Raw genomic sequence first — 17466 nt, forward strand, 5'->3', positions numbered from 1 at the left:
AGAAAAATGGGCTTTATAGAAAAAATCTTCAACACTCATACCATGCACCAAGTGCACCATGCACAGAATGTAGAGTACTTAGATAAGAATCACGGTGGATTTCTTAATTGTTTTGATAAAATGTTCGGTACCTGGAAAGAGTATGATGAAGAAATTGATGTGAAATTCGGCGTTATACATGCGCCTAATTCTAATAACCCTATTGTAATTCTTACCCATGAATTTAAAGATATATGGGCAGATGTGAAGAAGGTGAAGAAATTTAAACACAAACTAATGTATATTTTTGGTCCTCCAGGATGGAGCCATGATGGTAGTACAATGACTGTTAAGCAGCAACAAAGGCTTTTTAAGCAGCAAAAAGAACAAAACCCTGAAATGGCTTTTGATAGACCAAATTAAACACCTCGGGCGGTTTAAAATACAGTTGCAAGAAAATATAAAACCCTAATTAAACATGTGTTTAATTAGGGTTTTTACGTTATTTAATTTTCCTATTGCTCTTCAATTGGTGTAGCGGGCTTCTTATTCTTTTTCATTCTTAGATCAAAGAATTCAACCATTAATGAAAATGCAATGGAGAAGTAAAGGTATCCTTTCGGGATAGTTCCCACTTCATTACCAAATACAATTAGATGACTTAAATGAGCTGCTTCTGCAATTAGCATAAAACCTATTAAGATTAAAAAAGAAAGCCCTAGAATTTGAATGGAAGGGTGTCTATTTACGAATTCACCAACAGGATTGGCAAATAACATCATTATGATTACTGAGATAACTACGGCTACAATCATAAGTATTAAAGCATCGTTAGGGTTAGGAGAGATGCCGTTGGTCATTCCTATGGCAGTTAAAATAGAGTCAAATGAAAATACTATGTTTATTACGGTTATTTGCAAAATGGCATTGGTCAGGGATGTGGATCTCGCTTTCTTTACTTCGCGTTCGTCATGCCCTTTATCTTCGACCTTTTCATGAATTTCCTTAGTACTCTTGTAAAGCAGAAATAAACCTCCTAGAAAGAGTATTATTCCCTGTCCGCTAATTCCTCCTGTAATCCATTCACTGTCAAACACCCAAAACGGTTTTTTCATTGAAGTAAGCAATGAGATGCCAAATAACAATACAATTCTCATTACCATGGCCAATACAAGTCCAATATTGGTAGCTTTTTTTCTTTGTGCAGGTTCAAGTTTTCCTGCGGCAATGGAGATAAAAATTATATTATCTATACCTAAAACTATTTCAAGAAATGTTAGTGTAAGTAGGGCAATCCAAGCATCTGGACTGGTGAAAATTTCAAACATGGTTAGTTGGTTTTAATTGCGGTTCCGGTTTTTACTACTAATTTTTTGTTAGGGTCTTTTACAGCGCTTTTGTATTGAAAGGTGTAAGAAGAATCCGTTGTACTAATAATTTTATAATGTATGGCTGTTTTGCTATTAATGTCTTGTAGCACAAATTCGCAGTCATTGAACCAGCGGACGGTGGCGCTGTCTATTTTGTTTTCATAATAGTCAATGCTGTAATCTTTGGTTCTTATAAATTTTCCTTCCTTAACAGTGTCTCCAACTTCATAAGTGAATTTAAAAGCGCCTGTTTTATACTTTTCGCAATCGCGCTCAGGTTGGTAACAAGAACAAAGTAAAAGGCTTGTAATAGCAGTAAAAAATATCTTTTTCATCATACTGCAAAATAAACAAATTCCCGATGATGATTCTAGTAAAAGTTAGGAATGCTGAATTTAGAATTTTAAAACTATTTTTCTAGGTATGTTTTAAATGTACCGTCACTATAGAAAATAACTATTCGGTCAATATTCTTTTCGCTAGGTGGTAAGGTGGTCTGTTTAGATTTATTGTAAGTTTTGGTTGGTTCTTTTTCGTTTAGTTTAGGAAAGCTGCCAATGCCGTAAAGCAACCATTGAATATCTACCTCCGCAAAGGCATCATTAATTTTCATGATAAACTCTAGGCTAGGTTTGTTTCTGCCATTCAACAAATGTGATATGCTAGATCTTTGCACCTCAATTAAATCTGCAAATGCAGAGGAGGAAAGTTCGTAATGGGTTAAAATTGACTTTAACCTTAATATGAATGAATTGCTGTCTAACATGTTTACAAAATTAATTCATACTCCATTTAATAGTAGTTAAATTATGTGTAAAATTCTCAAATCCGCTTAGAAATTTATGAAGTTCATGTTTATTTAAATAACAGTAAATTACTGATTTTCAATTTAATTAAATGTTATTTATCTTTTTGATTAGAATTGTAAATTTCAATACCATTTAATTTGGTTCTTTTATCACAAACTGATTTACAATTGTAAACTGTACCTGTAGTATTTTTGTTTTTTGAAAAGTAATACATGGAAGAAATAAATTATAAGGACTATGGTGTAACCAGTATATCGGGAAGATATATTACTTATGACCATATAGATGAGTTTTTAAATTCATTACCGGTAACATTTAAAACTGAGGTAGTAGGTAGATCGGTACGCGGAGAAGCTATAAAAAGTGTTGTTTTTGGTAACGGACCTAAGCGAATTTTAATGTGGTCTCAAATGCATGGAAATGAATCAACGACAACGAAGGCTGTTTTAGATTTATTTAATTTTATGAGTCAAGAATCCATGGAAGCCTTCAAAATATGGAATGCCTGTACCATTAAGATTATTCCAATTTTAAATCCAGATGGAGCTAGAGACTTTACTAGAATAAATGCTAATGAAATCGATTTAAATAGAGACGCACAAAACTTATCGCAACCAGAGAGTAAAGTGCTAAAAAAAGTCTATGAAGATTTTACACCAGATTTCTGTTTTAATCTACATGATCAGCGTACTATTTTTAATGTAGGTACTACTCATAAACCGGCTACGGTTTCTTTTTTGGCTCCAGCTTTTGATGAAGATCGTAATAACTCACCGTCTAGAAAACTGAGTATGCAATTAATAGCGGCAATGAACAGCAAATTGCAAGAAGAAATACCTGGGCAGGTAGGTAGGTATGATGATGGCTTTAATGCAAATTGCGTAGGCGATGCTTTTCAAATGAAGGGAACACCTACTATATTATTTGAAGCTGGTCATTATTATAATGATTATGATAGAGATGTAACAAGGGTATACATTTTTAAAGCTTTAGTAAAGAGTTTGTTAACTATAAGGGATAATGAAATAACAGATTATACCGTTGACCAATATTTATCAATACCGGAGAATGGTAAACAGTTTGTTGATATTGGGGTGTATAATATAGATTTTGAAAATAATGGTCTTACTTCGGCTGAATTTACACCAATTCAGTATAAGGAGGTGCTAAAAAATGGTAAAGTGGATTTTGTTCCTATGGTTCATGTTTTTGATAAGGAACCTCCTGAAGTTTTTGCACATAAATCATTGAATTGCAATGATGAAAACGATGTGAAATGGTTGAGAGAAAATGATATTTTAAAACTACTTTCTTAGATTTCATTGTTTTATTTCTTTGAAATAGTAAAATTGTTTACATTTTCAATAAAAAAAATCGAGTTTCAATGAATTTAATGTGATTATTTTTTATTTTTGGCAGAAATTTTACAACTATGGGCAAAGTCAAATTAGACGAAATAGACCACCAAATTCTGGATATGTTAATTGATAACACCAGAACACCTTTTACTGATATTGCAAAAAAACTTCTTATTTCTGCAGGTACTGTTCATGTAAGGGTTAAGAAAATGGAAGAAGCCGGTATAATAAAAGGCTCTTCGCTAACTTTAGATTACGTAAAACTAGGTTATGCATTTATAGCGTATGTGGGTATTTTTCTTGAAAAAACGCACCAGACCAAATTTGTATTGGAACGTTTAAATCAAATACCTAATGTTACCATTGCACATATTACAACCGGGAAATTCAATATTTTCTGTAAGATTAGAGCAAAGGATACTACGCATGCTAAAAATATTATCTTTAAAATTGATGATATAGATGGTATCAGCAGAACTGAGACAATGATTTCGTTAGAAGAAAGCTTTAATGACAAAAAGCGTTTAATGCATACTATTTTTAACGAGTTATAAGAATAATATAGTCAACTAACTTGAAGAAAAGCCCGGTTAAATTTTTTAATTGGGCTTTTTTGGTTGTTTTTGTAAAACAAAAAATATTTTATGAAGGTAAAAGATTTAGAGAATAGCGAATTGCAATATTTTTACGGAACCTACTTAAATGCTTTAAATGAAGAAGAAGATTTAAAGTCTGCCTTAGAAAATGGCAAGAAGAACTTTCAACAGCTAATTGAAAATTTAACCAAAGATCAGTTGATGTATAGCTACGGGGAGGGTAAATGGACTATAGCTGAAGTCTTAGTTCACTTAATAGATTCTGAACGCGTTTTTCAATACAGGGCTTTTCGAATTTCTAGAAACGATAAAACTCCTTTACCAGGTTTTGAGCAAGATGATTACGTTTTAGAGAGTTATGCAAATCAAAGAACTAAAGAGGATATTTTACGGGAATTCCTAATAGTTAGAGAAGCATCTATTAACTTTTTCTGTCTTTTATCTAATGATGTCTTAAAAAGAACCGGTACCGCAAGCGGATTACCTTGGTCTGTAGCAGCGCTAGGCCTTGTGATTAGTGGTCATCAAAGGCATCATTTTAATATTATAAAAGAGCGATATTTAGTTTAATCTAACTCTTGTTCGTGTTCGTTTTCAAAATTTAGGTGTAAGGCATTTGTCATATCTTCTGAAGACATTATTTCTTCGGGAGTGCTTGATTCTAGCTCCTTGCCTACATTCTCCTCAAAATTTGCGATAAAATTAGAAAGGCTCTTACTAATTTTTACCAAGTATAAGGTGTCTGTTGTTTTCAGCTCAACTGCCTCAACATAATCACCATTAATATTCTTGAAGGTTATAATGTCTTCATCACCATAACCATAAGGATAAGTTTCAATTAAAAGAGCTGCTAAGTTGTGGTCTAATTTACGATAATCTATAAGTCGTCTGGTCATAACTAATTTATTTATAGCGGGTTATTATTTAACTATAACTAAACTAGTCATTAAAATTACACACATCTTTATAGAGTTGTGAAAGTAATGATTTGGGTATGTGAAGTTTTTAAAGTTTGTAGTAAGCGAAAGCTTCAGTAAATAATGTTACCGGAATTTCAACATCAAACTTAGGTTCACCAATAGATTTTAAGAGTACAAAATTGATTTTACCATGAGAATTTTTCTTGTCATACTTCATTAAATTTAGAATATTATCAATGTCGGTATCAGAAAATTCTACTTTGTCATACCTGTCCAAAAAAGTTTTCTTTATATCCTCCATGGCTTCTTGGGGTAGGTCTAATAGTTTTTGTGATAAATAGCCTTCTAAGATCATACCAATTGCTATTGCTTCTCCATGTAGTAACATTTCTTTAGATTCGTTTTCAAGAAAATACGATTCTATGGCGTGACCCAACGTGTGTCCATAATTTAATATTTTACGTATATGTTGTTCGGTAGGGTCTTGCAAGACCACTTCATTTTTAATTTGAATTGAAGTAAGAATATGATTTTTCATATCCTCAAGGTTTTTAGCTTCTTTAAGTGAATGCCAGTAATCTTTATCTTGAATAAGACCATGTTTTAGCATTTCGGCAAACCCGCTTTTGACCTGTCTGTCTTCTAAGGTATCAAGGAAATCTGGTACCACCAATACCATTACCGGTTGGTTGATAACACCAATTTGATTCTTTAACGCGCCAAGGTCAATACCTGTTTTACCGCCTACCGAAGCATCTACCATAGATAATAGGGTAGTGGGTACATTTATGAAATCTATACCTCTTTTAAATGTAGAGGCAATAAAACCGCCCATATCGGTCAATACTCCTCCTCCTAAATTTATTAGTAAACTTTTACGGTCCGCACCAAGTTCTGAAAGTGCCTCCCAAACACCAACGCAGGTTTCAATGTTTTTATTTATTTCCCCAGATTCAATTTCAATTATTTCAAATGCATAGTCTCCATTTAGCTCTGCCATGAAATTTGGTAGACAGTGTTCATGGGTATTTTCATCTACCATTATAAAAATAGTAGAATATTTTTTCTCTGCTAAATGAGTATTTAGGGCAGAAAAAGCTTGTTCATTGAAATGTACTGCGTAAGAATCTGAAATAATGGAATCCATTAAAAATATAGCTTAATTTGTTTGAAACTTATACGCAAAATAAAGGTAATTTTTAGTCTTAAGATTATAAATTCTGTGATTATATTTGATCGTTATAGAAATTATAAGGAATGGACCAAATTTTTGAAAATACTGCAACTGCATTTGCTCTTAAAACCGATTCAGAATTAGAAAGAGCTTATTTTCTCTTTAAAATGATTTCAAATGAACCTTTGGTGAAAATGGGTTCTGTTATTACCAATTTTGCTTTTAAAGCTCATTTACCCGTAGAAAGTTTAATTCGTGCTACTGTTTTTGACCATTTTTGTGGTGGTGTTAATGAAAGGGATTGCTTGCCTGTGGTGGATCGTATGTGGCAAAAGGGTGTATGCTCTGTATTGGATTATTCTGTAGAAGGTAAAGAAGAGGAGGACCCTTTTGATACGGCTACTGAAATTATTTTGACCATTTTAGATTTTGTAAAGGAAAAGGACGCCATACCTTATGCTGTTTTTAAGCCAACTGGTTTTGGGAGATTTGCCTTGTACCAAAAAATTAGCGAGAAAAAAGAACTCACTGTTAAAGAAAAAGCAGAATGGCAAAGGGTTGTCAATAGGTTTGACAAGGTCTGTAAAAAAGCACATGATCTTGAAGTGTCTTTGCTGATCGATGGAGAGGAAAGCTGGATGCAAGATGCTGCTGATGATCTGGCTGAAGAAATGATGCGTAAGTATAATAGGAAAAAAAGAATAGTATTTAATACCCTGCAAACGTACAGATGGGATCGTTTACCGTATTTAAAAGCGTTGCATGAGCGCGCTATAAAAGATGGTTTCTTGGTTGGAATGAAAGTCGTTAGGGGTGCATACATGGAGAAAGAGAATGATCGAGCAAAGGAAATGGGCTACACTTCACCGATCTGCAAAACCAAACAAGAAACTGATGATAATTTCAATGCAACAATAGCATATATGATCGATAATATTGATGTGCTTTCCATTTTTGCAGGAACACACAATGAAGAGAGTTGTTATAAATTGATGGAGCTAATGGAAGAGAAGGGTATTGAAAAAAATAACACTCATATTTGGTTTGGTCAGTTGTATGGTATGAGCGATCATATTTCTTACAATTTGGCTGCTCATGGTTATAACGTTGCCAAATATTTACCCTTTGGACCAGTACGCGATGTAATGCCTTATTTAATTAGAAGAGCGGATGAAAATACCTCTGTAGCGGGACAAACCAGTAGGGAGCTTACCCTTTTGAAAAAAGAAAGAAAGCGCAGAAAAATGTAAAATTTATTGTAGTTGCACGTTTTCTATCGTAGCTTTTTCTCTGCAATTCTTAACGGTGAAAATATAATCTTGTTCCTTGTAATCGGACTCAATAACATAAGTTTTACAGGGAACGGATTTTGTATCACTATTTCCGAAATCCACATCACCCTCAGTTAAAATATAGGTCACTGCAGTAGAATCCAGCTGTAACTCTTGGAGTTTTTGTTGGGCTTCCTCACTATAGTACATAGATTTTGAGCGAATGTCTTTTAATGTTCTGCAATTAGGTAGGTAGCAAAAATATACACCGGTTTCTTCAGATTTTTTCTTAAGAAAAAAAGTTAGAAAAACGATTCCTATAGACATCCCCACCAAAAAATAACCTAACCTCTTAAGAAAATCCATTCTAGCTGCTTATTGTAATAATTAAGAACGCGAAATTATGTCTTTTTAAATGGATAGAGAAAATTTTGCTTTTTTGTTTTAGAATATTAAAAAATTAATATCGCTATACTGAAGGTCGAACCACTCGCCAACCGATTTGTTGGTAAGAATACCATGGTACATATATAGACCATTACGTAGTCCTTTGTCAAAACGTAGAGAATTTTCTAAACCGCCATCTTCTCCAATTTTAAGTAGATAAGGCGTAAATATATTACTGATACTAACTGAGGCTGTTTTTGGATATCTAGAGGGTATATTCGGCACACCGTAGTGTATTACATCATATTTTTTTCTAGTAGGCTTATTGTGATCGGTAATTTCACTGGTTTCAAAACATCCGCCTGTATCAATACTTACATCAATGATTACGGCTCCCTTTTTCATATGTTCTACCATGGTGCTGGTAACTACTACCGGTGACCTATCTTTTCCTCTTGTGGCGCCAATAGCAACATCGCAGCGTTTTAAGGCTTTCAATAAATTTTTGGGTTGTATTGTAGATGTGTATACCGTTTGTTTAAGATTGGTCTGTATGTTTCTTAGCTTGGTAATAGAATTGTCAAAGACCTTTACATTTGCTCCTATACCTATTGCGGATCGTGCAGCAAATTCACCAACGGTTCCCGCTCCAATGATGACCACTTCTACAGGTGGTACACCGCTTATGTTCCCGAACATTAACCCGTTACCATTATTATTTGCTGCCATTAATTCTGCGGCAATTAGTACTGAAGAAATACCTGCAATTTCACTGAGAGAACGCACAGCCGGGTATTTTCCTTCTTCATCACGGATATATTCAAAAGCTATAGCCGTAATTCGTTTTCTTGCCAATTCCTCAAAATATTCCTTGTACTGGGTCTTTATCTGAAGTGCGGATATTATTGTAGTCTGCGGATTTATATATTCTATTTCGGTAAGGGTAGGAGGTTCTACTTTTAAAATTAACGGGCACGCAAAAACCTTTTTAGTATCCCTGGTAATTTCCCCACCAGCGGTTACATAATCCGCATCAGAAAAATGGGCTCCTTCACCTGCTCCAGATTCTATTAGAACACGATGACCGTTAGAAGTAATGGCATTGACCGCATCGGGCGTTAAACATATTCTTTTTTCTTGGTACTGATTTTCCTTTGGGATGCCTATAAACAATTCACCTTTTTGGCGTAAAACCTCTAAGGTTTCCTCTTGTGGAATTAATTGATGTTTGCTAAACGGTGATGTGGGTTCATTCATAACTACAAAAATGCGTGGTTCAAATCACTGACTTGAAACTCAAATGTACAATTTTTAAAGAAATGAATGGGTTGTGCTTAACTAATGATATTGTGAGGTTAAAACTTAAGGTGTAGCCAACCTTGAACACGTTCTTGCAAATTTTTTAAAAAGTTCTCAATACTGCCGGTAGATAGTTTGGAATTTAAATCATCAGACAAAGAAGGTACTTCATTTAAGGAACTATCATCTTTTTTGTCACTGGTGTAGCCTTTAGCTTTTAGGTCTTCAAGTTCAGCCTCCATTGCTTCTAGATCTATTCCATGAACATGTTTGTCGTATAATTTAATACGAATAAAATAAACAAAGGGAATGGTAATCATACAAATAGGAATTATCCACCAGATATTATCAGTGTCGATCATATTATCTGAGTCATAGAATACTTCAAACATTTGAAAAGCATACATTGCTATTGGAATTAATATTATATGATACCACCAATCTCGTGAAGTAAGAAACCAAAATATCATTAAATATAGAGGTACTATTTTAGAAGTTAGATACCATAAGTACGTTAAGGTATCTGGAAATCCATTATTTCCTAAGGTAAAGCCTAAAATTAAAGCATCGCCATTTTGGTTATAAGGCAAATAATCATAAACCTTATATAAAAAAGGAGAAATGGCTATAAAAAAAACTAGAAGAGTTTCTAGAAAAATCTTCTTTTTAGCTTTCTTTTTTTTTACTTTATTAATCATTTGCAAAATAGTATTACTATATGCTAACGAAGTAAATTGCTAATTATTATAAACAAAAAAGAGAGCATTAAAATGCTCTCTTTTCTAACTACAAAATGATTATAGTTATATTCTTTTAGTTAACTTTCTTTTGTCAACATTAAGATCTTGATTATCAATGTTGATTACTGGTGCTGCCATTGCTAAAAGGAATACGCCTAAAGCGATTGAAGCTAAGAATGTTCTTTTGTTTTTCATTTTCAAGGGGTTTTTGGTTATACAAATATTTAGTTCTTCTACAAACGTAAGAAAAAATATACAACTAAAATGTTGTTAAACGTTAAAATTGTGACTTTTAACCGATTATTTGTACATTTTATCGAAATCCTAGTTTTTCATCGAATAAATACAATAAATCTTTAGTTTGAACGATGCAAAATTCCACAATTCTTACACCAAATGAATATTAGCGTTAAAACCCTTATTTAGAAAGAATTAGTTTTCTTGTTGTTTCGTCAATTATTTCAATAGTAATATTTTGAATATCCGAAGGAAGAAGGTTCGGTATTTTTTCTGGCCACTCCATAAATATCCAGCCATTTGAAGACAAATAATCATCAAGCCCCATATCCATTGCTTCAGATTCATCATTAAGACGATAAAAATCAAAATGAAAGCCCAATAGTTCACCAGTTTCAAGTGCATACTCATTAACCAGTCCAAAAGTAGGGCTACTTACAGTATCACCGCTACCCAATTCTTTGACCAATGATTTTATTAAAGTAGTTTTTCCGGCTCCCATTGGGGCATAAAATGCTAATATTTTACTTTTAGAATGTGTTACAATTTGCTTGGCAACATTAGGTAACTCACCTTCGTTATAAATGAATTCCATTTTAATAAACTATTTAGGTTCCAAAACTACAAAAGGTATAATCATTTCTTCCAAAGAAACTCCGCCATGTTGATACGTGTTTCTATAATAACTTACATAGTGATTGTAATTATTGGGGTAGGCAAAGAAATAATCATTTTTAGCAAATATGAAAGAACTGCTCATATTTATACTTGGCAAATTAATGGTTTTTGGGTCTTTGGCTGCTAAAACCTCACTTTTTTCATACGTAAGACTTCTGCCGGTTTTATAGCGTAAATTCAGGCTTGTGTCCCTATCGCCAACAACTTTGGAAGGAGTTTTTACATTGATGGTGCCATGATCCGTGGTAATAATCAATTTCATTCCCAAGGTCTGCGCTTGCTGTATAATTTCTAACATGGGAGAATTCTTAAACCAACTGGTTGTTAATGAACGGTAAGACTTATCATTGGAAGCCAATTCTTTTATAACTTCCATTTCTGTTTTAGAATGAGAAAGCATATCCACAAAGTTGTACACAATTACGGTCAAATCATTATCCTTCTGCCCCTTAAAATTCTGACTTAAATGTTTGCCTTGTTTTAAACTACTAATCTTATGGTACTCCCATTTTAACTCAAGTCCAAGTCTCTTTAGTTGAGCATCTAAGAATTTGTCTTCAAAAAGGTTTTTTCCGCCTTCATCGGTATCGTTTTTCCACCATTCCGGATATTTCTTTTCCATATCTAACGGTGTTAACCCAGAAAATATCGCATTTCTGGCATACTGCGTTGCAGTAGGTAGAATGCTATAGTAGGAATCTTCTTTTTTCTTTTTATAAAATGAGTTGACCGTATCTTCAAAAGCATACCATTGATCGTATCGTAAATTATCTACTACGATCAGTAATGTTTTTTGATTTTTTATCTCGGGGGCGATCCATTTCTTGAATAAGGTGTGAGACATTACAGGTGCGTCCGTATCTGTAAACCAATCCTCATAATTGCGGTCTACAAATTTACCAAACTGTTGATTGGCTTCGGTTTTTTGGGATTCTAAGATTTCGAACATACCACTGTCTTCAATTTCTTCTAATTGAAGTTCCCAGTAAATTAGCTTTTTATAAAGATCGGCCCATTCTTGATAAGTGCTGACCATGGATAAATCCATGGCTATTTTTCTAAATTCCTGTTGATAGTTACTAGTGGTTTTTTCAGAAACCAATCTGGAGTGGTCTAAATTCTTTTTAAGGGATAATAAAATTTGATTGGGGTTTACAGGTTTAATAAGGTAATCTGCAATTTTAGAACCTATGGCTTCTTCCATTATAAACTCCTCTTCACTTTTGGTGATCATGACCACAGGTAAAGAGTTGTTTATTGTTTTAATTTCTGATAATGTTTCCAAACCGGAGATGCCTGGCATGTTTTCATCAAGAAATACGATATCTACTCTAGTTTGGGCAAGTTCTTCTAATGCTTCTTGTCCACTTTGACAGGTAATTACACTATAATTTTTAGATTCTAAAAAGATGATGTGTGGTTTAAGTAGATCTATTTCATCATCTACCCACAATATTTTTATTTTGTTCATTGAATTATTATTTGACGATAATCAAATTATATGCTAATGCTTTTGTATAACTTTGAAATGTTAATTTCAGAAAAGACAACGTTATCTTGAAGACATCAAACAAATTGAAAATCTTTAATGATCCAATTTACGGATTTATTAGAATTCCCAATGCCCTAATATTCGACCTTATTGCCGATCCCTATTTTCAAAGGTTGAGAAGAATTTCACAAATGGGGTTGTCCTATTTAGTTTATCCGGGGGCACACCATACTAGATTCCATCATGCATTGGGTTGTATGTATTTAATGCAGAAGTCTATACAAGTGCTTCGTTTTAAAGGGGTTGAGATTTATACAAGTGAAGAAGACGGACTTTTGTGTGCCATTCTTTTACATGATATTGGTCACGGACCTTTTTCACATGCCATGGAACATAGCATTGTTGAAGGTGTTAGCCACGAGTTTATTTCACTTCAATTCATGCAAGAACTCAACGAACGATTTAACGGAAGTTTAACGGAGGCCATTTCTATCTTTACTGGAAATCATGAAAAAAAATTCTTGAACCAGCTAGTGTCTAGTCAATTAGATATGGACCGTTTAGATTATTTAAAAAGAGATAGCTTTTATACTGGTGTAGCGGAAGGTAATACTAACGCAGAACGTTTAATTACCATGTTAAATGTAGTTGACGGTAGCTTGGTCATTGAAGAAAAGGGTATCTATTCGGTTGAAAAATTCTTAATGGCACGTAGGTTCATGTACTGGCAAGTTTACCTTCATAAAACAGCAGTGGTGGCAGAACGATTACTTATCAGTATACTTAAAAGGGCACGTTTTCTGATTGAAAAAGGTGAAACATTGAATTCTAGTATTCCCTTACATTACTTTTTAACCCATCATATAGACATCAATAACTTTAATGGTGATACCTTATTAAAGTTTGCCAAGTTAGATGATATAGACATACTTGCAGCATTAAAAGATTGGCAATATTCTAATGACTTTGTTTTAAGTTCATTGTGTGCAATGATCATTAATAGAAAACTACTTCATATAAAGGTGAAAAAGGAGCCTATTAGCGAAACTAAATTTTTAATGCAATTAAATAAGGTAAAAGCCGAGTATAATATTACGGATGAAGAGGCTTCGTATTTTGTGTTTAAGGGCGAGTTGAGAAATAAAGCTTACGATAGGCAACATCAGACTATCAACATTTTAAGGAAAAATGGAAAAATAACCGATGTCGCCAAATTGTCTGATCACCTAAATTTAAATGCACTTTCAAAAACGGTAACCAAATATTATATGTGTTATCCTAAAGAAGGGGTTTAACAATTTTTCTTACTTTTACGCTCATGAAATTTACAGCAGGTCAGATTGCAGGTATCTTAGAAGGAGAAGTACATGGAAATCCAGAAATAGCCGTACATAAACTTGCTAAAATAGAGGAAGGTGAAGAAGGTTCCCTTACTTTTTTAGCCAATCCTAAGTATACTTCATTCATTTATAAAACAAAAGCATCGGTAACGATAGTGAATAAAAGTTTTGTTCCTGAACAAGATTTGAACACTACATTGATTAAAGTAGAGGATGCTTACAAGTCATTTTCCAAGTTGTTGGAATACTACAATCAGGTTAAAAATAATAAGGTGGGTATTGAAGAACCCATTTTTAAATCTGATAATGTTACTTATGGATCAGATGTATATATAGGTGCATTTGCATATTTAGGAAATAATGTGGTGTTGGGTGATAATGTGAAAATTTATCCAAATGCTTATATAGGTGATAATGTAAAGATTGGAAACAACGTTATCATTTTCGCTGGAGTAAAGGTGTATTCAGAAACTATAATTGGAAACAATTGCGTAATAAATAGTGGCGTAGTTTTGGGTGCAGACGGATTTGGTTTTGCTCCAAACGAAAACGGCGAGTTTATTAAAGTGCCACAGACCGGAAATGTAATCTTGGAGGATAACGTTGATATTGGTGCAGGCACCACCATAGATAGAGCTACATTAGGCTCTACCATTTTAAGAAAAGGGGTTAAGCTAGATAATCAAATACAAATAGCGCATAACGTTGAAATTGGAGAGCATACCGTAATTGCCGCTCAAACAGGCATTGCCGGCTCTACAAAAATTGGCAAACATTGTATGATTGGCGGACAGGTAGGTATCGTTGGTCATATTGTCATTGGCGACAATGTAAAAATACAGGCACAATCTGGTATCGGTAGAAATGTGAAAGACAATGAAGTTTTGCAAGGTTCACCAGCACTAAACTATGGTGATTTCAACAAATCTTATGTTCATTTTAAGAATTTATCAAAAATAATAAGTAGAATCGACACCTTAGAAAAGAAAGATTGACGATGAGCACAACAACTATTAAACAAACAACAATTGGTAAAGAGGTAAGTCTTACGGGAGTAGGTTTACATACCGGTAGTGATGTAACCATTAAATTTGTACCCGCAGATAAAAATCACGGATACGCTTTTAAAAGAGTCGATTTGGAAGGTACTCCTATAATACCTGCAGATGCTAATTTGGTGAACAATACGCAAAGAGGTACTAACTTAGAAAAGAACGGTGTTAAAATTCAGACTTCAGAGCACGTTTTGGCTGCCTTGGTAGGTTTGGAAATTGACAATGTTCTTATAGAGCTTAATGCTGCCGAGCCTCCGATTATGGATGGTTCTTCCAAGTTTTTTGTAGAAGCATTGGAAAAAGCTGGTATTGTTGAGCAAGATGCCTATAGAGAGGAGTACGTAGTTAAGGAAGTTATTTCATATAGAGACGAAAAAACGGGTAGTGAAATTACCATAATTCCTAGTGACACCTACCAAGTAACTACTATGGTGGATTTTGGCACTAAGGTCTTGGGTACCCAAAATGCAACATTAGAAAATATTTCCGATTTCAAAAAAGAAATTGCCGATGCTAGAACTTTTAGTTTTCTACATGAATTAGAGGCTTTACTTGAAAATGGACTTATAAAAGGTGGTGATTTAAATAACGCCATTGTTTATGTAGATAAGGAGATTTCGGAGGAAACAATGAAAAAGCTTGAAAAAGCTTTTAATAAAAAGAAACTTTCCGTTAAGGCAAATGGTATTCTTGACAATTTGACCTTGCATCAGCCAAACGAGGCAGCTCGCCATAAATTATTGGATGTTATTGGTGATTTAGCCTTGGCAGGTACTAGAATTAGAGGTAAGGTTATTGCAAATAAGCCTGGGCACTATGTAAATACTCAATTTGCTAAAAAAATTGCTCAAATAATAAAATTGGAGAAACGTAACAACGTACCTAAGTACGATCTAAGTTTACCTCCATTGATGGATATTCATCAAATAATGGATATGCTACCGCATAGACCGCCATTCTTGTTGATCGATCGTATTTTAGAGCTTTCCGATCAACATGTTGTAGGTATGAAAAACGTTACCATGAACGAGCCGTTTTTTGTAGGTCATTTTCCTGGAGCTCCTGTAATGCCTGGTGTGTTGCAAGTAGAGGCAATGGCACAAACTGGTGGTATTTTGGTTCTAAGTACAGTGCCTGATCCGGAAAACTACTTAACACTTTTCATGAAAATTGACAAGGTTAAATTTAAAAGACAAGTACTACCTGGAGATACATTAATATTCCATTGTAGTCTAATTACCCCGATAAGAAGGGGAATCTGCCATATGCAGGCTTATGCTTACGCTAATGATAAGTTGGTTAGTGAAGCGGAGATGATGGCTCAAATTGTAAAAAGAACATAGTATGAATCAACCTTTAGCCTATATTCATCCGGGAGCTAAAATAGCAAAGAATGTAGTTGTAGAGCCATTTACAACAATTCACAATAATGTTACTATTGGAGATGGTACCTGGATCGGGTCTAATGTAACTATCATGGAAGGTGCACGTATTGGGAAAAACTGTAATATTTTTCCTGGTGCGGTTATTTCCGCTTCTCCACAAGATTTAAAATACGAAGGGGAAGATACCACGGTAGTTATTGGTGATAATACTACCATTAGGGAGTGTGCTACTATACATAAGGGTACTTCAGACAGAATGAAAACGGTAATCGGCAAAAATTGCTTGATCATGGCGTATTGCCATGTTGCCCATGACTGTTTGGTTGGTGATAATTGTATTTTTTCTAATAATTCCACACTAGCGGGTCACGTTACAATTGGTGATAATGTAATTTTGGCTGGTTTGGTTGCCGTGCATCAATTTGTGTCGGTTGGTCAACATGCCTTTGTTACCGGAGGATCCTTGGTTAGAAAAGATGTGCCACCTTATGTGAAAGCTGCAAGAGAGCCTCTTTCATATGTAGGAATCAATTCTGTTGGTTTGAGAAGAAGAGGTTTCATCTCGGAAAAAATTAGGGAAATACAGAATATCTACCGTATCCTTTATCAAAAAAACTACAACAATACCCAAGCGGTACAAATTATAGAAGCTGAAATGGAGGCCACTCCAGAAAGAGATGAGATATTGCAGTTTATTCGTGATTCTCAGCGTGGTATCATGAAAGGTTATTTCAGTAACAATTAAATAAATTTTAAACTTAAGTTAACTACATTAATATTAAACAGTAATGGCATCTACATCAGATATACGAAAAGGACTATGCATAAGATATAATAACGATATCTATAAAATAATAGAATTTTTACATGTAAAACCAGGTAAAGGTCCTGCTTTTGTACGTACTAAATTAAAAAGTGTTTCTACAGGCAAAGTATTGGATAATACATTTTCTGCAGGTCATAAAATAGAAGATGTTCGTGTAGAAACACGTTCTTATCAATATTTATATCCAGAAGGTGAAACGTATCACTTCATGAATACTGATGATTACAATCAAATTACACTTCAAGAAAGCTCTTTAGATGCTCCTGGTCTTTTAAAAGAAGGAGAAATTGTAAAGATCATGTTCAATACAGAGGACAGCATGCCTTTATCTGTTGATATGCCGGCAAGTGTTGTTCTTGAGGTTACGTATACTGAACCTGGAGTAAAAGGTAATACAGCTACCAATGCTACAAAACCTGCAACGGTTGAAACTGGAGCGGAAGTGAATGTGCCACTTTTTATTAATGAAGGTGATAAGGTTAAAATAGATACTTCTACAGGTTCTTACATGGAACGTGTAAAGGAATAATTGCCAAAGGTAGATTCTTTA

20 protein-coding genes and 1 pseudogene are annotated in these 17466 nt (G+C 34.0%); 10 read left to right on the plus strand and 11 right to left on the minus strand.

Features of this window, described 5'->3' with window-relative positions; translation table 11 throughout:
- A pseudogene (locus CSC80_RS13965) lies at positions 1-402 on the plus strand (C-5 sterol desaturase); the annotation flags it as partial.
- A gap of 92 nt (positions 403-494) precedes the next feature.
- On the opposite strand, the gene CSC80_RS13970 reads toward CSC80_RS13965, so the two are convergent.
- The 3 genes from CSC80_RS13970 to CSC80_RS13980 form a co-directional block, all read right to left on the minus strand.
- Positions 495-1307 (minus strand): TerC family protein, encoded by an 813-nt coding sequence (locus tag CSC80_RS13970; RefSeq protein WP_099192618.1) that lies wholly within the window; start codon positions 1305-1307, stop codon positions 495-497.
- Between the two features lie 2 nt (positions 1308-1309).
- Positions 1310-1687, minus strand: coding sequence for a hypothetical protein (locus tag CSC80_RS13975; RefSeq protein ID WP_099192620.1), 378 nt, complete (start codon positions 1685-1687; stop codon positions 1310-1312).
- A gap of 71 nt (positions 1688-1758) precedes the next feature.
- Positions 1759-2115: a helix-turn-helix transcriptional regulator gene (locus CSC80_RS13980; protein ID WP_091604585.1), complete on the minus strand. Its 357-nt coding sequence runs from the start codon at positions 2113-2115 to the stop codon at positions 1759-1761.
- Positions 2116-2370: 255 nt separating this feature from the next.
- On the opposite strand from CSC80_RS13980, the gene CSC80_RS13985 reads away from it, so the two are divergent.
- The 3 genes from CSC80_RS13985 (at position 2371) to CSC80_RS13995 (ending at position 4682) form a co-directional block, all read left to right on the plus strand.
- Complete coding sequence (locus CSC80_RS13985; protein ID WP_091604582.1) at positions 2371-3474, plus strand: M14 metallopeptidase family protein; 1104 nt, start codon at positions 2371-2373, stop codon at positions 3472-3474.
- 116 nt (positions 3475-3590) lie between these two features.
- Positions 3591-4070: a winged helix-turn-helix transcriptional regulator gene (locus CSC80_RS13990; RefSeq protein WP_027066901.1), complete on the plus strand. Its 480-nt coding sequence runs from the start codon at positions 3591-3593 to the stop codon at positions 4068-4070.
- A gap of 90 nt (positions 4071-4160) precedes the next feature.
- On the plus strand, positions 4161-4682 hold the full coding sequence (locus tag CSC80_RS13995; RefSeq protein ID WP_091604579.1) for a DinB family protein: 522 nt from the start codon (positions 4161-4163) through the stop codon (positions 4680-4682).
- On the opposite strand, the gene CSC80_RS14000 is transcribed toward CSC80_RS13995, so the two are convergent.
- Positions 4679-5008: a hypothetical protein gene (locus CSC80_RS14000; protein WP_074673677.1), complete on the minus strand. Its 330-nt coding sequence runs from the start codon at positions 5006-5008 to the stop codon at positions 4679-4681. The two genes, CSC80_RS13995 and CSC80_RS14000, sit on opposite strands and share 4 nt — an antisense overlap.
- A 109-nt stretch (positions 5009-5117) precedes the next feature.
- Positions 5118-6179: a 3-dehydroquinate synthase gene (gene aroB / locus CSC80_RS14005; protein ID WP_074673678.1), complete on the minus strand. Its 1062-nt coding sequence runs from the start codon at positions 6177-6179 to the stop codon at positions 5118-5120.
- A gap of 110 nt (positions 6180-6289) precedes the next feature.
- Here aroB and CSC80_RS14010 point away from each other — a divergent pair, with 110 nt between their 5' ends.
- Entirely contained in the window at positions 6290-7456 is a 1167-nt protein-coding gene (locus CSC80_RS14010) for a proline dehydrogenase family protein (RefSeq protein ID WP_091604573.1), read from the plus strand.
- A gap of 3 nt (positions 7457-7459) precedes the next feature.
- Here CSC80_RS14010 and CSC80_RS14015 read toward each other — a convergent pair whose 3' ends face one another.
- The 6 genes from CSC80_RS14015 to CSC80_RS14035 all read right to left on the minus strand — a co-directional run bounded on the left by CSC80_RS14015 (position 7460) and on the right by CSC80_RS14035 (position 12289).
- Positions 7460-7843, minus strand: a complete 384-nt coding sequence (locus CSC80_RS14015; RefSeq protein ID WP_071342120.1) for a DUF4258 domain-containing protein — start codon at positions 7841-7843, stop codon at positions 7460-7462.
- Positions 7844-7921: 78 nt separating this feature from the next.
- Complete coding sequence (locus CSC80_RS14020) at positions 7922-9121, minus strand: alanine dehydrogenase (protein WP_058102613.1); 1200 nt, start codon at positions 9119-9121, stop codon at positions 7922-7924.
- 98 nt (positions 9122-9219) lie between these two features.
- Positions 9220-9861: a hypothetical protein gene (locus CSC80_RS14025; protein ID WP_099192622.1), complete on the minus strand. Its 642-nt coding sequence runs from the start codon at positions 9859-9861 to the stop codon at positions 9220-9222.
- 105 nt (positions 9862-9966) lie between these two features.
- Entirely contained in the window at positions 9967-10098 is a 132-nt protein-coding gene (locus CSC80_RS19770; protein WP_262497244.1) for a hypothetical protein, read from the minus strand.
- A gap of 223 nt (positions 10099-10321) precedes the next feature.
- Entirely contained in the window at positions 10322-10735 is a 414-nt protein-coding gene (gene tsaE / locus CSC80_RS14030; RefSeq protein WP_074673682.1) for a tRNA (adenosine(37)-N6)-threonylcarbamoyltransferase complex ATPase subunit type 1 TsaE, read from the minus strand.
- Between the two features lie 9 nt (positions 10736-10744).
- Positions 10745-12289: a response regulator gene (locus CSC80_RS14035; RefSeq protein ID WP_099192624.1), complete on the minus strand. Its 1545-nt coding sequence runs from the start codon at positions 12287-12289 to the stop codon at positions 10745-10747.
- Positions 12290-12375: 86 nt separating this feature from the next.
- Here CSC80_RS14035 and CSC80_RS14040 point away from each other — a divergent pair, with 86 nt between their 5' ends.
- From CSC80_RS14040 to efp, 5 genes are read left to right on the plus strand one after another with little or no spacing between them, the layout of a single operon-like run.
- Positions 12376-13605: an HD domain-containing protein gene (locus CSC80_RS14040; protein WP_099192626.1), complete on the plus strand. Its 1230-nt coding sequence runs from the start codon at positions 12376-12378 to the stop codon at positions 13603-13605.
- Between the two features lie 23 nt (positions 13606-13628).
- Complete coding sequence (gene lpxD / locus CSC80_RS14045) at positions 13629-14645, plus strand: UDP-3-O-(3-hydroxymyristoyl)glucosamine N-acyltransferase (protein WP_058102618.1); 1017 nt, start codon at positions 13629-13631, stop codon at positions 14643-14645.
- Between the two features lie 2 nt (positions 14646-14647).
- Complete coding sequence (locus tag CSC80_RS14050; protein ID WP_058102619.1) at positions 14648-16048, plus strand: bifunctional UDP-3-O-[3-hydroxymyristoyl] N-acetylglucosamine deacetylase/3-hydroxyacyl-ACP dehydratase; 1401 nt, start codon at positions 14648-14650, stop codon at positions 16046-16048.
- 1 nt (position 16049) lies between these two features.
- Entirely contained in the window at positions 16050-16835 is a 786-nt protein-coding gene (gene lpxA, locus CSC80_RS14055) for an acyl-ACP--UDP-N-acetylglucosamine O-acyltransferase (RefSeq protein WP_058102620.1), read from the plus strand.
- 43 nt (positions 16836-16878) lie between these two features.
- The gene (gene efp, locus CSC80_RS14060) at positions 16879-17445 is read left to right on the plus strand and encodes an elongation factor P (protein ID WP_058102621.1); all 567 of its coding nucleotides are present in this window, start codon (positions 16879-16881) and stop codon (positions 17443-17445) included.
- Positions 17446-17466: the final 21 nt, after the last annotated feature.

Source organism: Maribacter sp. 6B07, assembly GCF_002700155.1.
In the GTDB taxonomy this organism is placed as follows: domain Bacteria; phylum Bacteroidota; class Bacteroidia; order Flavobacteriales; family Flavobacteriaceae; genus Maribacter; species Maribacter dokdonensis.

Excerpts from the sequence above, each read along its gene's own strand:
- CSC80_RS13970 (WP_099192618.1), bottom strand. The coding sequence starts at position 1,307 with ATGTTTGAAATTTTCACCAGTCCAGATGCTTGGATTGCCCTACTTACA.
- CSC80_RS13975 (WP_099192620.1), bottom strand. The coding sequence starts at position 1,687 with ATGATGAAAAAGATATTTTTTACTGCTATTACAAGCCTTTTACTTTGT.
- CSC80_RS13980 (WP_091604585.1), bottom strand. The coding sequence starts at position 2,115 with ATGTTAGACAGCAATTCATTCATATTAAGGTTAAAGTCAATTTTAACC.
- CSC80_RS13985 (WP_091604582.1), top strand. The coding sequence starts at position 2,371 with ATGGAAGAAATAAATTATAAGGACTATGGTGTAACCAGTATATCGGGA.
- CSC80_RS13990 (WP_027066901.1), top strand. The coding sequence starts at position 3,591 with ATGGGCAAAGTCAAATTAGACGAAATAGACCACCAAATTCTGGATATG.
- CSC80_RS13995 (WP_091604579.1), top strand. The coding sequence starts at position 4,161 with ATGAAGGTAAAAGATTTAGAGAATAGCGAATTGCAATATTTTTACGGA.
- CSC80_RS14000 (WP_074673677.1), bottom strand. The coding sequence starts at position 5,008 with ATGACCAGACGACTTATAGATTATCGTAAATTAGACCACAACTTAGCA.
- aroB (WP_074673678.1), bottom strand. The coding sequence starts at position 6,179 with ATGGATTCCATTATTTCAGATTCTTACGCAGTACATTTCAATGAACAA.
- CSC80_RS14010 (WP_091604573.1), top strand. The coding sequence starts at position 6,290 with ATGGACCAAATTTTTGAAAATACTGCAACTGCATTTGCTCTTAAAACC.
- CSC80_RS14015 (WP_071342120.1), bottom strand. The coding sequence starts at position 7,843 with ATGGATTTTCTTAAGAGGTTAGGTTATTTTTTGGTGGGGATGTCTATA.
- CSC80_RS14020 (WP_058102613.1), bottom strand. The coding sequence starts at position 9,121 with ATGAATGAACCCACATCACCGTTTAGCAAACATCAATTAATTCCACAA.
- CSC80_RS14025 (WP_099192622.1), bottom strand. The coding sequence starts at position 9,861 with ATGATTAATAAAGTAAAAAAAAAGAAAGCTAAAAAGAAGATTTTTCTA.
- CSC80_RS19770 (WP_262497244.1), bottom strand. The coding sequence starts at position 10,098 with ATGAAAAACAAAAGAACATTCTTAGCTTCAATCGCTTTAGGCGTATTC.
- tsaE (WP_074673682.1), bottom strand. The coding sequence starts at position 10,735 with ATGGAATTCATTTATAACGAAGGTGAGTTACCTAATGTTGCCAAGCAA.
- CSC80_RS14035 (WP_099192624.1), bottom strand. The coding sequence starts at position 12,289 with ATGAACAAAATAAAAATATTGTGGGTAGATGATGAAATAGATCTACTT.
- lpxD (WP_058102618.1), top strand. The coding sequence starts at position 13,629 with ATGAAATTTACAGCAGGTCAGATTGCAGGTATCTTAGAAGGAGAAGTA.
- CSC80_RS14050 (WP_058102619.1), top strand. The coding sequence starts at position 14,648 with ATGAGCACAACAACTATTAAACAAACAACAATTGGTAAAGAGGTAAGT.
- lpxA (WP_058102620.1), top strand. The coding sequence starts at position 16,050 with ATGAATCAACCTTTAGCCTATATTCATCCGGGAGCTAAAATAGCAAAG.
- efp (WP_058102621.1), top strand. The coding sequence starts at position 16,879 with ATGGCATCTACATCAGATATACGAAAAGGACTATGCATAAGATATAAT.